Origin of the sequence: Deinococcus sp. Arct2-2 (assembly GCF_004801315.1) — a bacterium.
Lineage (GTDB): Bacteria > Deinococcota > Deinococci > Deinococcales > Deinococcaceae > Deinococcus.
Window position 1 is genome coordinate 17,528 of record NZ_SSNW01000061.1, and the last position, 18,129, is coordinate 35,656.

General features: G+C 61.5%; 20 protein-coding genes. 9 read left to right on the plus strand and 11 right to left on the minus strand.

Going from position 1 to position 18,129, the window contains the following annotated elements:
* Window positions 1–46: 46 nt before the first annotated feature.
* From E7T06_RS19475 to E7T06_RS19490, 4 genes are all read right to left on the minus strand, one after another.
* Window positions 47–571, minus strand: coding sequence for an IS630 family transposase (locus E7T06_RS19475; protein ID WP_136367426.1), 525 nt, complete (start codon window positions 569–571; stop codon window positions 47–49).
* Window positions 572–609: 38 nt separating this feature from the next.
* Entirely contained in the window at window positions 610–1,050 is a 441-nt protein-coding gene (locus tag E7T06_RS19480; protein WP_168733672.1) for a winged helix-turn-helix domain-containing protein, read from the minus strand.
* Between the two features lie 91 nt (window positions 1,051–1,141).
* A complete protein-coding gene (locus tag E7T06_RS19485) occupies window positions 1,142–2,134 on the minus strand; it encodes a malate dehydrogenase (RefSeq protein ID WP_136367428.1) in 993 nt (330 codons plus the stop codon).
* A gap of 143 nt (window positions 2,135–2,277) precedes the next feature.
* Window positions 2,278–2,958 carry an MBL fold metallo-hydrolase gene (locus E7T06_RS19490; protein WP_346763221.1) on the minus strand — a complete coding sequence of 227 codons (681 nt, stop codon included), beginning with the start codon at window positions 2,956–2,958 and terminating at the stop codon, window positions 2,278–2,280.
* Window positions 2,959–3,027: 69 nt separating this feature from the next.
* Between E7T06_RS19490 and E7T06_RS19495 the strand changes: the two genes are divergently transcribed.
* Both E7T06_RS19495 and E7T06_RS19500 read left to right on the plus strand, forming a co-directional pair.
* Window positions 3,028–3,846: a hypothetical protein gene (locus E7T06_RS19495; RefSeq protein WP_136367429.1), complete on the plus strand. Its 819-nt coding sequence runs from the start codon at window positions 3,028–3,030 to the stop codon at window positions 3,844–3,846.
* Window positions 3,847–3,912: 66 nt separating this feature from the next.
* A complete protein-coding gene (locus E7T06_RS19500; protein WP_136367430.1) occupies window positions 3,913–4,359 on the plus strand; it encodes an SMI1/KNR4 family protein in 447 nt (148 codons plus the stop codon).
* 84 nt (window positions 4,360–4,443) lie between these two features.
* Here the strand turns inward: E7T06_RS19500 and mltG are convergent, their stop codons facing one another.
* Both mltG and E7T06_RS19510 read right to left on the minus strand, forming a co-directional pair.
* Window positions 4,444–5,478 carry an endolytic transglycosylase MltG gene (gene mltG, locus E7T06_RS19505; protein WP_136367431.1) on the minus strand — a complete coding sequence of 345 codons (1,035 nt, stop codon included), beginning with the start codon at window positions 5,476–5,478 and terminating at the stop codon, window positions 4,444–4,446.
* Window positions 5,475–6,467: a carbohydrate kinase family protein gene (locus tag E7T06_RS19510; RefSeq protein ID WP_136367444.1), complete on the minus strand. Its 993-nt coding sequence runs from the start codon at window positions 6,465–6,467 to the stop codon at window positions 5,475–5,477. The genes mltG and E7T06_RS19510 overlap by 4 nt, the downstream gene beginning before the upstream one ends.
* Window positions 6,468–6,668: 201 nt before the next feature.
* Here E7T06_RS19510 and E7T06_RS19515 point away from each other — a divergent pair, with 201 nt between their 5' ends.
* On the plus strand, window positions 6,669–8,768 hold the full coding sequence (locus E7T06_RS19515; protein WP_136367432.1) for a cation:proton antiporter: 2,100 nt from the start codon (window positions 6,669–6,671) through the stop codon (window positions 8,766–8,768).
* A gap of 18 nt (window positions 8,769–8,786) precedes the next feature.
* Here the strand turns inward: E7T06_RS19515 and E7T06_RS19520 are convergent, their stop codons facing one another.
* The 3 genes from E7T06_RS19520 to E7T06_RS19530 are packed head-to-tail and all read right to left on the minus strand — an operon-like array spanning window position 8,787 to window position 11,531.
* On the minus strand, window positions 8,787–9,533 hold the full coding sequence (locus E7T06_RS19520; RefSeq protein WP_136367433.1) for a hypothetical protein: 747 nt from the start codon (window positions 9,531–9,533) through the stop codon (window positions 8,787–8,789).
* A gap of 57 nt (window positions 9,534–9,590) precedes the next feature.
* Window positions 9,591–11,036 carry an Asp-tRNA(Asn)/Glu-tRNA(Gln) amidotransferase subunit GatB gene (gene gatB, locus E7T06_RS19525; protein ID WP_240741188.1) on the minus strand — a complete coding sequence of 482 codons (1,446 nt, stop codon included), beginning with the start codon at window positions 11,034–11,036 and terminating at the stop codon, window positions 9,591–9,593.
* 48 nt (window positions 11,037–11,084) lie between these two features.
* Window positions 11,085–11,531 (minus strand): GNAT family N-acetyltransferase, encoded by a 447-nt coding sequence (locus E7T06_RS19530; RefSeq protein ID WP_136367434.1) that lies wholly within the window; start codon window positions 11,529–11,531, stop codon window positions 11,085–11,087.
* A 21-nt stretch (window positions 11,532–11,552) separates the two neighbouring features.
* Here E7T06_RS19530 and E7T06_RS19535 point away from each other — a divergent pair, with 21 nt between their 5' ends.
* The 3 genes from E7T06_RS19535 (at window position 11,553) to E7T06_RS19545 (ending at window position 14,755) form a co-directional block, all read left to right on the plus strand.
* Window positions 11,553–12,002 carry a hypothetical protein gene (locus E7T06_RS19535; protein ID WP_136367435.1) on the plus strand — a complete coding sequence of 150 codons (450 nt, stop codon included), beginning with the start codon at window positions 11,553–11,555 and terminating at the stop codon, window positions 12,000–12,002.
* 116 nt (window positions 12,003–12,118) lie between these two features.
* Complete coding sequence (locus tag E7T06_RS19540) at window positions 12,119–13,585, plus strand: sigma 54-interacting transcriptional regulator (protein ID WP_136367446.1); 1,467 nt, start codon at window positions 12,119–12,121, stop codon at window positions 13,583–13,585.
* Window positions 13,586–13,846: 261 nt separating this feature from the next.
* Window positions 13,847–14,755, plus strand: coding sequence for a hypothetical protein (locus E7T06_RS19545; protein ID WP_136367436.1), 909 nt, complete (start codon window positions 13,847–13,849; stop codon window positions 14,753–14,755).
* Window positions 14,756–14,955: 200 nt separating this feature from the next.
* Here the strand turns inward: E7T06_RS19545 and panB are convergent, their stop codons facing one another.
* Window positions 14,956–15,777 carry a 3-methyl-2-oxobutanoate hydroxymethyltransferase gene (gene panB, locus E7T06_RS19550; RefSeq protein ID WP_136367437.1) on the minus strand — a complete coding sequence of 274 codons (822 nt, stop codon included), beginning with the start codon at window positions 15,775–15,777 and terminating at the stop codon, window positions 14,956–14,958.
* Window positions 15,778–15,862: 85 nt separating this feature from the next.
* On the opposite strand from panB, the gene E7T06_RS19555 reads away from it, so the two are divergent.
* The gene (locus tag E7T06_RS19555) at window positions 15,863–16,363 is read left to right on the plus strand and encodes a winged helix-turn-helix domain-containing protein (RefSeq protein ID WP_136367438.1); all 501 of its coding nucleotides are present in this window, start codon (window positions 15,863–15,865) and stop codon (window positions 16,361–16,363) included.
* Window positions 16,249–16,926, plus strand: a complete 678-nt coding sequence (locus E7T06_RS19560) for an IS630 family transposase (protein WP_168733673.1) — start codon at window positions 16,249–16,251, stop codon at window positions 16,924–16,926. The genes E7T06_RS19555 and E7T06_RS19560 overlap by 115 nt, the downstream gene beginning before the upstream one ends.
* Window positions 16,927–17,067: 141 nt before the next feature.
* On the opposite strand, the gene E7T06_RS19565 is transcribed toward E7T06_RS19560, so the two are convergent.
* Window positions 17,068–17,547, minus strand: a complete 480-nt coding sequence (locus E7T06_RS19565) for a DUF420 domain-containing protein (RefSeq protein ID WP_136367440.1) — start codon at window positions 17,545–17,547, stop codon at window positions 17,068–17,070.
* 118 nt (window positions 17,548–17,665) lie between these two features.
* Between E7T06_RS19565 and E7T06_RS19570 the strand changes: the two genes are divergently transcribed.
* Complete coding sequence (locus tag E7T06_RS19570; RefSeq protein WP_136367441.1) at window positions 17,666–18,094, plus strand: hypothetical protein; 429 nt, start codon at window positions 17,666–17,668, stop codon at window positions 18,092–18,094.
* Window positions 18,095–18,129: the final 35 nt, after the last annotated feature.

An 18,129-nucleotide genomic window follows, 5' to 3' on the forward strand; every position in this document is an offset into this window, starting at 1 on the left:
AATGATTCGCGAGAGTCATCGCAATTTGGTCTAATACGGACTCCGATTAGTTGGTTGATAGAGGCCACCAGTGGAAGAGGGTGTGCTGGGTGAGGAGATCGGGCTGTGTTTCGAGCCAGGCGCAGCGTTCGGCCAGCACGTCAGAGAAGTCGTCCAGCGTGTCGAAGGCTCGATTGGCCACGGTCGCGTCGGTGAGCGCCCAGAGCCGTTCGGCGGGCTGCAACTCTGGGGCGTAGGGGGGCAGCGTGACGGTCTGAATGCCTGGGGGCTGTCCCTGCTCGGCAGGGACATGGAAACCGGCGCCGTCCTGGACCACGAGCACGTGATGGTCGGCGCCCGCGCCGACACTGTGGGCAAACGCCGTCATGACGGCGCTGTACGCTTGTTTGCTCAGGACGGGCACCAGCCAGAACCGGCTCTCGCCGGTTTCTGGATTGACAAATGCGTACAGATAGAGCCATTCGTAGGCGGGCTTGACCGGACAGGTGAAGGGTTGACCTGTGGGCGCCCAGACCCGTCGGCGAATCGGTTTGAGACCCAGCCGGTGTTCGTCCAGACACCACAGCGACACCCGAGGATGGAGACGCTCCGCACGGCGGAGCGTCTCCGTTAGCCCTTTGTTTTGAAGTCGGTCTTGGCCGCCTCATCGCCTTTCACGTGACGGGGTCGGGGTTTTTGTGGGGAGAACCCCGCCGCCCGCATGAATTCATAGGTGCGGCCCAAGTACACCGTCTGGCCACACTGTTCGTGTACCCACGTCTGCACGTCTTTGCCCGACCACACGATGCCCTGCTCAACATCCGCCTGCAATCGAGCCGCCAGCGCTTGTTGCTCCTCTGCAGTCAGCACGCGTGGTGCGCCCCGGTTGCCCTGGCGCCCATCGCGCAGCCCCGCCAGACCCAACTCGCGATACCGCGCCATGAGTTCATAGGCGGTGAACTGACTGTACCGGGTCACGTGCAAGACCTCGCTCGGTCGCCGCCCTTCGGCGAGCAGCGCGAAGAAGTGCGCCCTGCGCCGTTCCACGGCACAGGTGCTCGCCGTGTACACCTGCCAGAAGACTTCGGCATCGTGCGCCAGGGGGCCGTCCAGAGGGTCGGTTTGATGCCCTCATTCTAAAGCTTTTTATTCGGAGTCCGTATTACTTGACCAATCCCAATTTCCGTACTTCGTCGCGTTCTTCGGTGAGTTCCTGCGCGGTGGCGTCCATTTTGCCCCGGCTGAAGTCGCTGACTTCCAGACCCTGCACGATCTCGTACTGGCCGTTCTTGCAGGTCACGGGGAAGCCGTAGATCAGGCCAGCAGGAACGCCGTAGCTGCCGTCGCTGGGAATGCCCATGCTGACCCACTGGCCTTCCGGCGTGCCCAGCGCCCAGTCGCGCATATGGTCGATGGCGGCGCTGGCGGCACTGGCCGCGCTGCTGAGGCCGCGTGCTTCGATAATGGCCGCGCCGCGCTTGGCAACCGTAGAAATGTAGCTGTTTTCGTACCAGTCGCGCTCTACCAGATCAAGGGCGGGCTGGCCGTCTACGGTGGCTCTGCTCAGGTCGGGGTACTGCGTGCTGGAGTGATTGCCCCAAATGGTCAGGTTCTGAATGCTGCTGACGGGTTTCCCGGTCTGCTCGGCCAGTTGCGAAATAGCGCGGTTATGGTCGAGGCGCACCATCGCTGTGAACTGTCCGGGGTTCAGGTCGGGGGCGTTTTGCTCGGCAATCAGGGCGTTGGTGTTGGCGGGGTTGCCCACCACCAGCACCTTCACGTTCCGGCTCGCCACAGCATTCAGCGCCTCACCTTGAGGCTTGAAGATGCCGCCGTTGGCACTGAGCAGATCGCCGCGCTCCATGCCAGCTTTGCGGGGCATCGCGCCCACCAGCAGGGCGTAATCGACGTCTTTGAAGGCCACCATCGGGTCGTCGCTGGTCACGATGTCGGCCAGCAAGGGGAAAGCGCAGTCGCGGAGTTCCATCACGACGCCGTTGAGGGCTTTGAGGGCGGGTGTAATTTCCAGCAGTTGCAAAATCACGGGCTGGTCTTTGCCCAGCATGTCGCCGGACGCGATGCGGAACAGCAGGCTGTAGCCGATTTGTCCGGCTGCGCCAGTGACGGCAACGCGAACGGGTGGTTTGGTGGTCATGGGTAAATCCTCCTGAGAGTTTGAAGTCTGCCCAACAATAACGCGGGAAGCGGGAGGTGGTGGGTGGATCGTGGATCGTGGGAAAAGAGAAGGGCAAAAGAAGGGTTGGCTGTTTCCACGATCCACACTCCACGATCCGCCCGCTAGGGCAAGGGCCAGCGCACCGTCCCCGCCTGATTCGTCCTCCACACTTTTGCCCCTACCGCCTCTATGCGGGCCAATACGGTGGGATGAGGATGGCCGTAGGTGTTGCGCCCCACGCTGATCAGCACGTCTTTGGGCCGAGTTTGGGTCAGCACCGCTTCCCCGCTGGAAAAGCGGCTGCCGTGATGCGCGGCTTTCAGCAAGTCCAGTTTGCCCAACCCGATCAGAGCTTCGGCGGGATCGGCAAGGTCGCCTAAAATGGCAGTGCGCCACAGCTTGCCCCCGGCAGTGGGCACTTCCAGCGTCATAGACACGGAATTGTCGTTGTCCTCGGTACTCCAGACGTTGCCGGGGGGCCACAGGACGTTCAGGGTCAGACCCGGCACCTTCAGTTGGTCGCCGCGCCGCACCTCCCGCAGAGGCACGCGGCGTTCACGGGCCGTCAGCAGCACCGCCGTCAGCACCGGATCATCGGTTTTGAGGTGGCCCACCCACAGTTCTCCTACAGGGAAGCCGCGCAGCACGCCCGAAATGCCTTCGATGTGATCGGTGTCGGCGTGGGTCGCCACCACCAAATCCAGCTTCCGCACGCCCAGCAGCAGCACGCCTGCCGCCAATGCCAACACCCATTTGCGTTCCGAATCTGATGCTTGCCACAAGTTGCCCATCCAGATGTTCACAGGGGTACTCTAAACTCAAAAGACTGGGTGGTCACACCGCTTGCCTAACCGGGCCGCTACACTCCGGCCATGCGTTTTCCCGCCGTCTGCCCGCAGTGCCAGCGTGAAGTGCAGGTAGAATTTGCCGACAGCGCCGTGCACGACGTGACTTGCCCGCACTGCAGCACCCGCTTTTGCGTGTTTGTTCGCAAGCAGAAGTTTGAAGTGTTGTTCGATCTGGGCACCCGCGCCCTGATGGACGGCTACGCCCGCGAAGCCGTTGCTAGCTTTGCCGCCGCGCTGGAACGCTTTTTTGAATTCTATGTGCGCTCGTTTGCCTTCGAACGCGCTGCATTGGCGGGCCAAACTGACTTTGATGGCGCGGCAGACATCTTGGAATCGACTTGGCGGCATGTGTCCAGCCAATCCGAGCGGCAAGTGGGCATGATGGCGCTGGCCTACCTGCTGCGTGAGGGCCGCGAACCGGACTTTTTGACCGCCAAAGCCTTGGGCGCAGACTTCCGAAACCGGGTGATTCATAGGGGGTACTTGCCCCGCCGCGAAGAAGTAGACGCCTACGCCGCCCGCGTGTTTGCCCTAATAGACCGTTTGCTGGGGGAACTCGGCACAGGCGCGGCACACGCGGAATTGGCCCAAGAACGCCAGTTCGCCGCCCACCTCGCCGCCCTCCCCGATGGAGTGACCGCCGTGTTTGAAGAACACCCCGGCATGTTCCGCGCCCGCCGCTTTGCCGGGGCCGGGGGCGAGAAATTAGGCGTCAAGAATCTGCCCGGACAGCCCGCGAGGGCTTCGGCACCGACTAAAGCAACTGCGCCCATGAACGATGCACAGGCTTTTCAAAAGGCGCTGAAGGAGCGGGGGCCACTGTTGAAGGGGTTACGGAAGTAGGGGGTGGAGGGTGGGTTATGAAGATTAGAGAAATTCAATTAATTTTTCTGGTTGGAAGGGGATAGGATGAGTGTTCAAGACATAACTAAATCACTCCATCCAAGTGTCGAGATTGAAGACATAGGCGAGCCAAGATTCTCACAAGAATTACTCTTGGGATACCAAAAAAGCCTATGTCTCATTATCCCCGACTGGTACAAAGAATTCCTCACAATATACGGTGCGCCGATTTTGCAAGTTAATGCTCAGAAGGCTAGATTTGATTGTGTTTGCGTGTTTGATTTGCAAGATTCCAAAGGCTATTTTCAAGACTACAACTTTGACGATGAAGTTTTCAAAGGACGATTGCCTATCGCCAGTGATCTGGGTGGGCGCACCTTCTTCTACTCGGAGCGAGATGGAAAACCGGGCGTCTACCTTACCTATGCACCTCTAGATGAAGAATGTCTGGAGTTCATCGCCCCCAGCCTTCAAAGCATGTTATTTGAAGGCGTAGGGTTATCCGTCTGCTGATAGTCCAATCAGACAAAGGCACCTCAAAATAATTAGGTTCTGCCCTTCATCTCTTCCCACTCGCCACTTTCCGCGCGAAGCGCCTTACCTATACCGCCCAATATCCCGCAAATGCGCCTGATAATCGGCGTTCACATAAATTTTGCCGTCCAGCCCGTGCAAAAAGTACACGGCGTCGCGGCCATCCGGCAGCTTGCGATTCGGACTGAGGACGGCCAACAGCGCGGCCTGACCGGGGTTGTTGATCGGGCCAGCGGGCAACCCTTGCCGCGTGTAGGTGCTGTAGGGCGTGTCTTTGGTAAAGTCTCCGGCGCTGCGGTCAAGTTCGGGCAGGTCTTTGCCGAGGCCATACGCGACGGTGGGATCGCTGCCCAGCGCAATGCCGTCGCGCAGGCGGTTCAGAAACACTCCGGCGATGATGGGCATTTCGGCGTCGTTGGCGGCTTCGGCCTGCACCATGCTGCCCAAAATGACCCAGTCGCGCACGCTGAGGCCCAGCGCTTTGGCTTTGGACACGTTGGCAGGCGTAAATTCGGTCTTCATACGCTGCACGAGCGCCGTAACGATGGTGCGGGCGCTGTCTTTGGGCCGGAATTGGTAAGTATCGGGGAACACGAAGCCTTCTAAGTTGGTGGCCGTCTTGACCTGAGCGTACTGACTCAGCGACACGTTCTTCAGTTCCGCCGCAATGGCCGCGCCGTCAAAGCCTGCCTTCTTGAAAATGGCGGGCAGATCCTTGATGCGCCGCCCTTCCGGAATGGTGACGCTGACGGTGGGAATGCGGGCGGGGCCAGCCAATTTGTCGGCTACCTGCTGCAAGGTGAGCTTGCCGTTCAGGTCGTAAAAGCCTTCTTTCAGGCTGCCCGCCGTGCCGTCTTGGCGCATGATGAAGCGCAGGGCGTCGGCGTTTTTGATAATGCCCTTGTCTTGCAGGGTGCGGGCAATGCGGGGTAGACTGTCGCCCGATTTGATTTCCAGCGTGTAGGCCGCGCCCCCCGCAGGTGCAAGCAGGCTCCACACATACAGGAATGCGCCGCCCGCCGCCAAGAGCAGCAGCAGCACCAGCGTCAACAAAATCCAGACCCAGACCGGGGTCTTCCGCCCGCCCAGACGGGTCATAGCGTCGCCGCCACAGGGGCTGTAGACACAGCACCCGGAGCCAGAATGCCCACCGAGGCCAACCGCGCCCTGAGTTCGTCATCGGCAGGCGGCCTCGCCCCGAAGCGCGACACCACCCAGCCGCCCACCTGCGCCCCAAGTTCGGCGGCCCGCACCGCGTCGCCGTGCGCCAGCCATCCGGCCAAAAATGCGCCGCCAAAGCTGTCGCCTGCGCCGGTGGCGTCCAGCAGATGATCGCGGGTGGCGGATACGCGGGTTCGGGGCTGGGTCGGGCCGTCCAGCAGCGCCCCTTCTTCGTCCAGTTTCAAGACCACTAGCGCGTTTGGGTAGCGTTGTCTAAGCCAAGTCATCGCTCGTTCGGGGTCGCTCTCGTGGCTCATGGCGCGGGCCTCGTCATCGTTGGGGAAAATAATGTCGAAGGGGATGTTGTCCACGATCTCCAAAAAGTTCTCGCGGCCCATCTGCTGAATCATCTGAAAGCTGCCGGGGTCGAGGCTCAGCGTGGCTCCGGCGGCTTTTGCCAACCGCGCCGCTTCGAGGGCCGCTGCACGCGGCGGATCGCGGAACAGGCTCCATGCTGTCAGATGGAGGTGGCCCGCCCCGGTCAGCACCTCGCGGGGCAGTTCTTCGGGCAACAGTTCCCAGTCTGCGCCCTGCCCGGTCAACATGGCCCGCTGGCCGCGCTGGTCGATCAGGGCCAGAATAACGCCCGTGCGGTGCTGGCTACTGAGGGTCAGTTCGGCCTGCACGCCCTCGGCCTCTAGGTCGGCGGTCGCCAGTTCTCCAAATCGGTCGCGGCCAATCTTGCCCACGAACGTGCTGGGATATCCGGCCCGCCGCGCCCACACCGCCAAATTGGCTGCGCTGCCGCCGCCCAGCAGTTCCATGCGGCCTGTGGTGTCGCCGCCCGGCTGCAAGATGGTGTCGGGCTTGGCCAGCACATCCCACGCGAGATCGCCCAGAGAGACGAGGGGGCCACGCCCCGCCACGAGTAGCTCAGGCGCAAGCAGATCAGGCGCAGTCCGGTCAGATGCTAGGGAACCGGGCGCAGAGGAGGAAGAAGAATGCGTCATGAATGCGGGAAGCATACCGTGTGGAGGCCGTGATGCTGCGTTCTCAGCCTTCATCGGTGGGTCAGCAAAGCAGGTGCGGCCCCGCAAAAAACTGGCTCGCTCTGTCATTCTGAGGCCATGTGGCGCATAGGGTGTTGGATTGTGGTGGTGGCAGCGGCCTGCGCTGGGCTGACTTTGGATGGCTGGGCCGGGGCCGAAGCCGCGCACGCTGCGGGCGACGCCGCCCACACTGGTGTGCCCCCTTTCTTGCTGCAACTGACTTTGCTGCTGGGCGTATCGGCGCTGGCCGCCTACTTGTCGTTCCGCCTCGGCCTGATTCCCATTATCGGGTTTTTGGTGGCGGGCGTGTTGGCCGGGCCGGGGGCGCTGGGCCTCATTCGGGATCAGGAATTGATCGCGGCGGCCTCCGAAGTGGGCGTGATGCTGCTGCTGTTTACCATCGGCATCGAATTTAGCCTAGAGCGGCTGCAACGCATTGCCCGCCTGATTTTTTTGGGCGGCGGCCTGCAAGTGGGCCTCACGGTGGCCGCCGTGACCGGGGCGCTGGCAGCCTTTGGCGTGGGCTGGCAAAGTGCCGTGTTTACGGGCTGCCTGATTGCCCTGTCCAGTACCGCCATCGTAATGCGGGTGCTGGCCGAGCGCGGGCAAACGGGCGCACGCACCGGGCAAGTGGCGCTGGGCATTCTGATTTTTCAGGACTTGGCGGTGGTGCTGATGGTGCTGCTGATTCCCATGCTGGCGGGGCAAGGCGGCGGCCTAGCCGGGGTGGCGCTGGCCCTCGCCAAAGCGGCGGGCATCATCGTGTTCGTGTTGGTGGCCGCCCGCCGACTGGTTCCGCCGATTATGGAAGTGGTGGCCCGCACCTGTAGCAACGAGATTTTTTTGCTGACGGTGGTGGCGCTGTGCTTCGGCACGGCCAGCCTCACGGCGGCGGCGGGCGTGAGCCTCGCGTTGGGCGCATTCTTGGCGGGCCTCTTGGTCAGCGAAAGCCGCTACGGAATGCAGGCGTTGGGTGAAATTTTGCCCTTACAAATCCTGTTCAGCGCGGCGTTTTTCTTGTCGGTGGGATTGCAACTGGATTTGGGGTTTCTGATCCGCAATCTACCCACCGTGCTGGGCGTGGTCCTGCTGCTGGCCGTGTTGAAGGCGTTGGTGACCGGAGTCAGCGTGCGGCTGCTGGGCGAACGCGCCGCCGTTGCCCTGCCGGTGGCGCTGCTGACCGCGCAGGTGGGCGAATTTTCCTTTGTACTGGCGGGTACTGGGCAGGCATTAGGCCTCAGCTTTGCGGGACTGGGCGAACGTGGCAATCAGATTTTTATCGCCTCCACCGTGTTGCTGATGGGCCTCACGCCAGCGGTAGCGGCGCTGGCCGGGCCACTGGCAACCGCAGGAGCCAGATTGCCGGGGGGCAAAAAACGTGAAGCTGTGGTCGCTCAGACTGCTGCCGCTGCACCTGCGGAAGCCGAGGGCCATTCCGCGCTTCCGGTGGCCGGACGGGTCGTGTTTGCCGGATACGGGCCGCACGCTCGTTTGGCCGCCCGCGCCCTCAGCCGCGCTGGATTGCCGTATTCGGTCATCACGCGCAGCCCAGATGGAGCCAGCGAACTGACCGGGCGCGGCGCTCCGGTACTGATTGCCGACTACACCCGCGCTGGCCTGTTGAGGGAATTGAATCTGGCTTCGGCCCGCGCACTGGTCATTGCCGACGACGACCCCGAAATGACCGAACGCGCCGTGAGCGTGGCCCGCACGGTGGCCCCCGATCTGGACATTTTGACCCATGCCGACAGCCCCGCCGCCCTGATGCAGTTGCAGGCCTTGGGCGCACGCCATGTGCTGACGCCGCGCCGCGAAATTGCCGCCGGGTTGCTGGATCTGCTGACCTCCGAACACCTGACGCGGGCCGAGATTGCTCGCCACCTTGCAGACCGTCCCGCCGTCTCGCTGAGCGCCGAGCAGCAGGCGCAGTGCGACCACGCCCGCGCCAACGCTGGCCCCACCACGCCCGAAGCCGATGCGTGCCTAGAGTGCATCGCCAGCGGAGATACTTGGGTGCATCTGCGCACCTGCATGACCTGCGGGCACGTAGGCTGCTGCGATTCCAGCAAAAACAAACACGCCACTCGTCATGCCCGCACCCAAAATCACCCGGTCATCCGGAGTGCGGAGCCGGGCGAAACGTGGGCCTACTGTTTTGAACACGGCTGGACGAAGTAGCGGTAAGCGACCGATGCTCTAGCCCGCTGTTTGTCGAGCCGTCGCAGTGCCCGCTGGCATGGTCTGTACGGCCCGGAACGCCAGCAACGTTGCCACCACGTCCAGCACGCCCCCCAAGCCGTACACCAATTGGCTGGTAAGGGTAGGAATAGTGCTGAATCCGGCGATGGGCACGACATTGAACACCGTCATGGCGACGCCGAGGGCCGCCGAGAGGTTCAGCCACCCCAGCAACCGCTCGCGGTCAATGGCTTCGGCAGGGTTGGTTGCCAGCCGTGCAAGGCTGCCGTACATGGCGTTGCTGGCAAAAATGGCCGCGCCCCATACGGTCAGCAGGGCCGTCAGGGCCACCGGATTGGCTTCCAGCGACGACTCGTTCATGACGCCGAGGACGGTGAGGAACCACAGCGACAGCCGCAGCGCGGTCAGCCAAGGAAACGTGGCCCGCAGCGCCCGGAGTTGCCCTGAACCCGGTGCATCTGGCCCCGGCAGGGGTTCGGTGGGAATGGCCTGCCCCAGCGTCACGCGAGCAAACGTGGCTGTCCACCACCACATCACCAGTGCGGCAAGGAAAGAATCGAAGGCGCTGAGCCAGACCAGTTCATCCAGCCCGCCCGCCGCATTGCCGCGCCACAGCACATACGCCACCAGTCCGAACAGAGACGCCACTTGCACCCACAGCGCCGCCAACGCCAACGAACGCCAGCGGGGAGCATCGGCATTGGGGGCAGATTTGGGGGCCGGGGCTTTCATTTCGTCAGCCATAGCGGGCGGGTGGGGTGTGAGGTGTGGGAAGTGAAAGCCAGTGAATCCTCGTGGTTCTCACTCGGCCAGCTTTTTCAGCAGTTGATCCCGCACGACTTCGGGCTTGGCTTGGCCGCCCATTGCCTTCATGACCGGGCCAAACAAGGCATTGGCGGCTTTGGCGTTTCCGGCGCGGAACTGTTCCACGGCTTTGGGATTGGCTCCCATTGCAGCGTCTATGGCGGCGTCTATGGCTCCAGTATCCGTGACCACCATCAGCCCGCGCTCCTGCACCAGCGTTGCTGGGTTGTGGCCCGCCATCACGTCAGGCAGCAAATCTTTGGCAATTTTGCCGCTGATGGTTCCGGCGTCGATCAGGCGCACCAACGCAGCCAGATGCGCGGGCTGAAGCGCCGTGTCACGGATGCCCTGTTCACTGGCGGCTAGGAATCCGGTGACTTCGGTGAGCAGCCAGTTCGACAACCGCTGTGCATCCGGTGCTGGACTCTCCGACAACGCTTCGTCATAAAAGCGGCTGAGATTTACATCCAAGCTCAGGGTGTCGGCGTCGGCCTCGCGCACGCCCGCTGCCACATACCGCGCGCGCTTCTGGGCGGGCAGTTCGGGCATTCGCGCCCGCACACGCTCAATCCAGTCCGGCGTGATGTCCAGCGGGGGCAGATCCGGCTCCGGGAAGTAGCGGTAGTCGGCCTCCCCCTCTTTGGTTCTCATCAGGAAGGTCTTCTGGCCACCTTCATCCCAGCCCAGCGTGTCTTGGGTAATGCTGCCGCCGCCGTCCAGCACGCGGGCCTGACGCGCCGCTTCGTAGTCGATGGCACGGGCCACGCTGCGAAACGAGTTCAGGTTCTTCACCTCTACTTTGGTGCCCCAAGGCGTGCCCGGCTTATGCACGCTGATATTCACGTCACAGCGCATCTTGCCCTCTTCCGGCGTGGCGTCCGAGACGCCGAGAGCCTGCGCGATGGCCTGCACCGCTTCTAGGAAGGCGCGGGCCTGCTCCGGCCCGGTGATGTCGGCCTCGGTGACCATTTCGATCAGGGCCGAGCCAGCGCGGTTCAGGTCAAGCAGGCTGTAGGGCGCGTAGGTGGGGTGCAGCAGCTTGCCCGCATCGTCCTCTAGGTGGGCGCGGGTAATCCGCACACGCCCGCCCTCTACGTCTAGGTAGCCGTCGCGGGCAATCGGGCGGTCATATTGCGACAACTGAAAATTTTTGGGCGAATCGGGGTAAAAGTAGTTTTTGCGGTGAAACTGAGTAAAGCCTGACACGTCGCAGTTGAGGCCGAGGCCGAACATCATGCCCAGTTCTACAGCTTCGCGGTTGAGGGTGGGCAGCGCACCGGGCAGGCCCAGCACCATCGGGTCGGTGAATTCGTTCGGCCCGGCCCCGTGATAGTCGGCAGGACACGCCGTAAAAATCTTGGTGCGCGTCCGCAACTGCAAATGGACCTCTAACCCGATCACTGTTTGGTAGCCCAACCCCTGAGAACCCGACACCTGAGACATATGGGGTGCAGGATAGCGCGGGCTTGGGGGCTGGCCTTTCCGTCCGGTCTATTCCAGTCGGCCCGCCGTCAAGATATGGCCCAGCTCTCCCCCACTGGCCCGGAAGCCCAACGACTCGTACAGGGCGCGGGCTTGGGGCGTGGTGCCGAGGCTGAGGCGCGAGATGCCCCGGCTTTGGGCAGCGTTCAGGCAGGCCAGCACGGCGGCGCGGGCGTGGCCCTGCCTGCGGTGATCGGGGTGTATCCAAACATTCACAATTCGGCCCTGAAACGGCTGCGGATCACCCCGCGTCGGCCCCCACTCCAGCAGGGTCAGGCCCGCGCCGGAGATCACCTCTCCCGCATTTCCTACAGTCAGGAACCCCAAGTGCAGCCCGCGCTGCATGGCTGTTTCCACCCACCCTGCGTAGATGGGCCGTTCCTGCGCGTCGGCCTCGGCGGGGTAGCGGTGCAGGGCAATGGTGTGGGCGTCAGCTAGGGCAGCGGCACGGAGCATAGGCCGTGTCAGACTACGTCCATGACTGAACACCGAGTCCAGATCAGCGGGCGCATTGGCGGCCTTACGCAAGGGTATGACGTGCAGGCCGACTGGAACGGCTCGGAATTGCATGGGCGCATCGGCGGGGGTTTTGAGGGCAAAGATATTCGCCTGACTTTGAAGGGTGAGCGCGTAGATGTGCGCCTCGGCGGGCGGATTGAAGGCGACAATCTGGATTTGACCCTGAACGGCTCACAGATTCACGGGCGATTTTCAGGGCGAATTATGGGGAAAGACGTGCGGCTACAGGCCAGCGGAACGAGCCTCAGTGGGCGCATCGGCGGCGTGTTGGATGGCAAAGATGTAGATATCAGCTTTGGCACGGCTCCGGTGTTGTTGGCGGCCCTCAGTGCGGTGTGCGCCTATAAGACTCTGGAAGACCAGCAGGCACAGGAGAGCAGCAATGCAGCTTCGGCCTCGCCGTCGTAAGGCAGACTCCCCAAACGACGCCGCTCAACCCCGATTCTCCAGCAAGCCGCACATTCCGCCCCCAAAGTGCGTGATACCTTCCGGCCAACATGACTGCACCCCACACGACGGCAGGGATGGCGCACGACAACGCAACTCAGACTCCCGCAGCGCAGACGCTGAAAGAACTGCTCCAGACGCCCGCATTTCAGGGCCGCACTCCGTTTGATGGCGTGCGCCGCACGGTGCACGACGAAGTTCGCGGCAACTTGATGCTGAAACTGCGCAGCGGAGAAGAACTGTTTCCTGGCGTAGTCGGCTACGACGATACCGTGATTCCCCAACTGGTGAACGCGCTGCTGGCCCGCCAAAACTTTATTTTGCTGGGGCTGCGCGGTCAGGCCAAGAGCCGAATCTTGCGGGCCATCACGGGCCTGATGGACGACTTTGTTCCCGTGATTTCGGGTGTAGAAATGCCCGACGATCCCCTGAATCCGGTAGGTGCAGAAGGCCGCGCCCTGCTGGAAGCGCACGGGCTGGACTTGCCCATTCGCTGGCTGCCCCGCGCTGACCGCTACGTAGAAAAACTCGCCACGCCCGACGTGACGGTGGCCGACCTCATCGGAGACGTCGACCCCATCAAGGCCGCCCGCCTCGGCACCAGCTTGGGCGACGTGCGCTCCATGCACTTTGGCCTGCTGCCCCGCGCCAACAGAGGCATTTTTGCCGTGAACGAACTGGCCGACCTTGCGCCCAAAGTACAAGTCGCGCTGTTCAACATCCTTCAGGAAGGCGACGTGCAGATCAAGGGCTACCCGATTCGCCTAGAGCTTGACGTGATGCTGGTGTTTTCCGCCAACCCGGAAGACTACACGGCACGCGGCAAAATCGTAACGCCCCTGAAAGACCGCATCGGCAGCGAAATTCGCACCCACTACCCCACTGACGTTCGCCTCGGCATGAACATTACGGAGCAGGAAGCGGTGCGCGGCGACGACGTGACCGTGCCCGGATTCATGGCCGAACTGATCGAAGAAATTGCATTTCAGGCCCGCGAAGATGGCCGCGTAGACAAGCTGTCGGGCGTGTCTCAGCGCCTCCCGATTAGCCTGATGGAGGTGGCGAGCGCCAACGCCGAACGCCGCAGCCTGACTGGAGACGGCCACCCTGTGGTGCGCGTGAGTGACGTGTACGCGGGCCTTCCCGCCATTACGGGCAAGATGGAACTGGAATACGAGGGCGAGATGAAGGGAGCCGATCAGGTGGCCCGCGACGTGATTCGCAAGGCCGCCGGAGCCGTGTACGCCCGCCGCCACGCCAGCGCCGACACCCGCGACCTAGAGAAGTGGTTTGAAGACGGCAACGTGTTCCGCTTCCCTCAGGGCGGCGACCCCGCTGCAGGCATGAAAGCCACCGCACAGGTTCCGGGCTTGCGTGACTTGGCCGTAGAAATTGCCGACAGCAACAGCGACGCCGTGCGGGTCAGCGCCGCCGAGTTCATCTTGGAAGGGCTGTATGGCCGCAAGAAACTGAGCCGGGCCGAAGAAACCTACGCCGCGCCGGAGCAGGAAACACGTCAGCAGCGGGGCGGGCGCTGGAACTGAGGGACTGAGATTATGGGTGAACCCCCCCGTTGCTCACGCAACGCCCCCCCTTAGAGGGGAGGACAACTGCTCTTTTGCTCCCCTCTAAGGGGGGCTGGCTGCGAAGCAAACTGGGGGATTTACACGCGGCTTCAATTTAGCTAGCAACCCCCACCGCGCCCAACGCCCCTAAAAAGGTTCGTTGGGCGCGGTGGGGGGTTCGTTTTGCCATATGTCGGGCCAAGTAGGATGGGGCATCTACCCTGCCCCGGAGGTTTTGCCATGCCCGACATTCGCCGCCCCACCTTGCTCCTGACTGCACTTGTCATCTCGACGGCTCTGGTCTCACTGGCTCCGGCTCAGGGCACGCCCGCCGCAACGCCGCCTACCACCGCTCCACGCGCCATCTTGTTCCGGCTGGTAGAAAATACGGCTTCGGTTGAAGGCACGCTGGACGGCCCCACAACTGCCCGCCGCTGGACGCCCGGAGAATCGTTGGGGCCGCTGGCACGCCAACAAATAGAGGCGATGGTGAAGGCAACCGTACTGGGGCCAACGGGCAAATTGGGGGCGGCGACTATAGGCGGGCGAATAGAAACCAATGATCCCTGCGACTGGGTGCGCGAGACCCGTTACCTGACCACCGTAAAGACCGTGTTTCCGGCCCACGCCCTGAGTGCGCCGTGGAATCCGGTGCCTCGCCCCATTACCGCCCTCCCGCTCAACAGCGCCTCTTACCTTGCCATCGTATCTGCCGAACTGAAAAAACGGGGCTTGACTGCCGCACCGCGCCTCGTGCAACTGCTCCGCACGGACTTGGACGGCAATGGACGGGACGACATTCTGATGGTAGCGGCCAGCGACCCGGTGACCTTTAGGGAAGGCATCATGAACGGCATTTACGCAAACCGGGCAGGGCAATATTCGCTGGTGCTGGTGCGCGAAGCCCTGCCCAACGGCGTAAAAACGAGTGTTCTGGGCGAGCGTATCTTCAAAGTCGCCCCGCTCCCAGACGCTTTTCCAGAAATGTTGACCCAGCGCATCGGCGCAGTGGCCGACCTGAACGGCGACGGCAGCATGGAAGTGCTGCTCGACGACTACGTACACGAAGGAGAAGGCACGACGGTCTGGCAAAGCAGCGCGGGTAAGGCGACGATGAAGCGGGTGCTGGAATGGGGCTGCGGGGTTTAGGTAGGTTGTAGGACGTGGGCCGTAGGTTGTGAGAGAACTGCTCTCCATCCCGTCCTACAGCTCACAACCTACGCCCCACAGTTCCTAGTACTACAGTCGCAGTTGTGCAGGCTTCTTTGATTCCATCGACTTTGCCCTCGCGCAAGAACCAAGAGAAGCGCCGTGTGCGTCGCAGCTGTATGGCAAGTGCGACTGTAGTACTAGTACAGTTTGCCCAGCACATCATCCTTCATCACAAAGCTCTGCTCTTTGGTCGGAAACTGCCCGGCCCGGACTTCGGCGGCGTAGGTGGCAATGGCTTCGCGGGCTTCGCGGCCCAGTTCAGCGTAACGTTTGGCGAGTTTCTTTTCGTCGCCCTCGTACAGGCCCAAGAGGTCGTGGTACACCAGCACTTGGCCCTTGCAATGCACGCCCGCGCCGATGCCGATGGTAGGCACGGTCAGGCGCTCGGTAATCAGGCGGGCCAAGCGTGCGGGAATGGCCTCCAATACTACGGCAAAGGCTCCGGCGTCTTGCAGGGCTTGTGCGCCGTCTACGGTACGGCGGGCGCTTTCCTCGTCTTTGCCCTGCACTTTTAGGCCGCCCTGTGCGGTGGCGGTTTGGGGCATCAGACCCACGTGTCCCATCACCGGAATGCCGTTGCGAGACAGCACCCGCACCACGTCCAGCACTTCGGGGGTGGCTCCTTCCATCTTCACGGCGTCGGCCCCCGTTTCCTGAATCACGCGCACAGCGGCCCGCATCGCGTCGGTGACTCCGGTGTGGTACGTGCCAAACGGCAGATCTACCACCAAAAAGGTGGCTTGCGCTCCCCGGCGCACGGCGCGGGCATGGTGAATCATATCATTCAGGGTCACAGGGGCGGTGGAGTCGTAACCCAACACCACATTGCCGAGGCTGTCGCCCACCAAAATCAGGTCGGCCCCGCCCCGCTCAGCGTGTATTCCGCTGGGATAGTCGTAGGCCGTGACCATCACCAACGGTTCGGCGGCAGTCATCAGTTCGGGCACGCTGCGTTTCATGGCCTCACGGTAGCAGGGCGGGGGGGAAGGCGTCTAAGGATCAAGGGACGAAGGGTCAAATACGGGATTAAACTGAGTCACGAATATGAGACCTGCCTCGCTGTTCCCGCATCAGACGTCCGACGAGTTGGAGTTGGCCTATCGCCAGTCCGAGCGAGCGGTGGAGCGCTCCCGCTGGCAGATTTTGTGGCTGAACAGCAAAGGACTGTCGATTCCAGAGATTAAAGCGGTGACGAGTTTTTCGCGCACCACGATCAGCACGTTGATTCGGGCGTACAACGAAGATGGGCCAGCGGCGGTGGTGGACAAACGCCGTTGGAACAAATCCGCTCCTGCGCTCACTGTGGAACAACAAGAGGTGTTGTTCAGTGCGCTCCAGAAGCCACCCGAAACGGGTGGCTTCTGGACGAGCCAGAACGTGCAAGCCTACGTCCACGAGCAATTTAAAGTGGAAATGACGTCGGTGTGTGCTTGGGGCTACTTGAGAAAGCTGGGGTTCACCGTGCAGGTACCGCGTCCGACTCATGTTCAGGCAGCCGCGCCGGAGGGACAGGCGATCTGGATAAAAAAGTCGAAGCGGCCCTGAGAACTGCACGCGCCGCGTACCCGGAGAAGCAGGTTCGGCTGTGGGTGCAGGATGAAGGGCGCTTCGGTCTGAAACCCGTGCTGAAGCGCCTCTGGGCGCTTCGGGGTCAGCGGCCAGTCATCGCTCAGCGCCGTCGATATCAGTGGCTGTATACCTATATTTTTGTTGAACCCCTCACGGGACAGAGCGATTTCCTGATCTTTCCCAGTGTCAGCGTTCCTCTGATGCAAGTCGCGCTGGACGAGTTCAGCCGGGCCGTCGATCCACACCAGCAGCAACTCATCGTCCTCTTGCTCGACCAGGCCGGTTGGCATACCAGCCAGAAACTCGAGGTGCCGCCGAATCTCTTCCTCCTGCCCTTTCCAGCGTATACGCCGGAACTGTCCCCCGCTGAACCGATGGTCACCAAGCTGAAACTGCCCATCGCCAACCAGACGCTCAACACCCTTCAAGAGGTCGAGGACTTGATCGCCGCAGAGTGTGTCCGGCTCCAGCACAACCCCCAGGAAGTCAAATCGCTCACCCTCTTCCCCTGGATCAAACATGTTTTGGACTCATTTTAATTTGGTATAAGAACAGAAAAGGGCGGGGGCGAAAAGCTCTCTCACACAGCATCGCTCCCGCCCCAGCACCTTAAACCTTACTCTATTAGACCCTTAGACTAAGCACCTACAAAGTAAACTTGTGCCCGCTCAGCCGTCCGTTTACCCCTTCACGACTTCACCGAAGCGCCCAAGTACCAGATAAATAATCCAGCCTGTCACGGCCACATACAGCCACACCGGAACCGTCCAGCGCACCCAAGCGCGGTGACGATTGAAGAATTTTCGGGCGGCAGGAGCATCTATGTTGCCCAAATTGCCCGCTGCTTTAAGCCCGTTGTAAGCGTTCCAAAGAGCGCCCAACGCCAGCGGCAAATTAAGTGTCGCCAGAATGATGTGGCTGATGAGCAGCGCAAAATACGCGCTACGCCACTGCTCCGGGCCTGCGTATTTCTTCTCGTAGCCGAGGCCTAAGCGGGTCAGATACAGCACCAAGAAAAGTGTGGCAAAGCTGCTGGCCACGATCATGGCCCGCATATGCGCTTCGCGGTTGTGATTGCGAATAAAGAACACGCCAAAACACAGCGCGATGCCGCTCAGGACGATAGTAATGACTGCCCACTGATTAATCGTTTCCGCCATATCGCTTTGGACTATAGGCGCAAGGGGCCGGGGCGAGTGTCCGGGGGCACGCTGATGGCGTAGATCGGATGGGGTAGATCAGCTCAAATGACCATCTAACTCAGTTATACTCAGCCTGATGCCAGACAGCGCGAGGCAAACACAATTAGAGCTTAGCGACTCGTTGTCCCGCGCAAGGCGGCTGGCTGGCTCCATTATCCTGCCTATCGTTTGCTTGATTTCTATCAGTACCATCGCCTTTACCAACGATGGTCTGAGTCATCACATCTATAACGCATACATCTATTCCATCCTCGTTGTGGGGTTTCTGGTGTCATGGTGTGGCCTCCGCATAAACTCTGCAAGCGAATGGCCTTACATGTCTATGTTGGTTGTGTGCGGATTTTTCCTATTGGCTAAATTTATCACTCTCATCCTCTATTCGACGCCAGATGATTTTCCTTTAGGCATGTTAGAAGCTATGATCTGGCTTTACGCTGTTTTGGTTTATTCTTTAATTGGAAGCACTCTTAAATTTTACTATAATTTGGCGAGTTCAAGTTGCTAGCGCACCACTCTGATGAGTCGAGTGTACTTCGTGGG

Excerpts from the sequence above, each read along its gene's own strand:
- E7T06_RS19565 (WP_136367440.1), bottom strand. The coding sequence starts at position 17,547 with ATGGCGGAAACGATTAATCAGTGGGCAGTCATTACTATCGTCCTGAGC.
- E7T06_RS19500 (WP_136367430.1), top strand. The coding sequence starts at position 3,913 with ATGAGTGTTCAAGACATAACTAAATCACTCCATCCAAGTGTCGAGATT.
- E7T06_RS19530 (WP_136367434.1), bottom strand. The coding sequence starts at position 11,531 with ATGCTCCGTGCCGCTGCCCTAGCTGACGCCCACACCATTGCCCTGCAC.
- gatB (WP_240741188.1), bottom strand. The coding sequence starts at position 11,036 with ATGTCTCAGGTGTCGGGTTCTCAGGGGTTGGGCTACCAAACAGTGATC.
- E7T06_RS19485 (WP_136367428.1), bottom strand. The coding sequence starts at position 2,134 with ATGACCACCAAACCACCCGTTCGCGTTGCCGTCACTGGCGCAGCCGGA.
- E7T06_RS19545 (WP_136367436.1), top strand. The coding sequence starts at position 13,847 with ATGCCCGACATTCGCCGCCCCACCTTGCTCCTGACTGCACTTGTCATC.
- E7T06_RS19540 (WP_136367446.1), top strand. The coding sequence starts at position 12,119 with ATGGCGCACGACAACGCAACTCAGACTCCCGCAGCGCAGACGCTGAAA.
- panB (WP_136367437.1), bottom strand. The coding sequence starts at position 15,777 with ATGAAACGCAGCGTGCCCGAACTGATGACTGCCGCCGAACCGTTGGTG.
- E7T06_RS19535 (WP_136367435.1), top strand. The coding sequence starts at position 11,553 with ATGACTGAACACCGAGTCCAGATCAGCGGGCGCATTGGCGGCCTTACG.
- mltG (WP_136367431.1), bottom strand. The coding sequence starts at position 5,478 with ATGACCCGTCTGGGCGGGCGGAAGACCCCGGTCTGGGTCTGGATTTTG.
- E7T06_RS19520 (WP_136367433.1), bottom strand. The coding sequence starts at position 9,533 with ATGGCTGACGAAATGAAAGCCCCGGCCCCCAAATCTGCCCCCAATGCC.
- E7T06_RS19555 (WP_136367438.1), top strand. The coding sequence starts at position 15,863 with ATGAGACCTGCCTCGCTGTTCCCGCATCAGACGTCCGACGAGTTGGAG.
- E7T06_RS19570 (WP_136367441.1), top strand. The coding sequence starts at position 17,666 with ATGCCAGACAGCGCGAGGCAAACACAATTAGAGCTTAGCGACTCGTTG.
- E7T06_RS19515 (WP_136367432.1), top strand. The coding sequence starts at position 6,669 with ATGTGGCGCATAGGGTGTTGGATTGTGGTGGTGGCAGCGGCCTGCGCT.
- E7T06_RS19495 (WP_136367429.1), top strand. The coding sequence starts at position 3,028 with ATGCGTTTTCCCGCCGTCTGCCCGCAGTGCCAGCGTGAAGTGCAGGTA.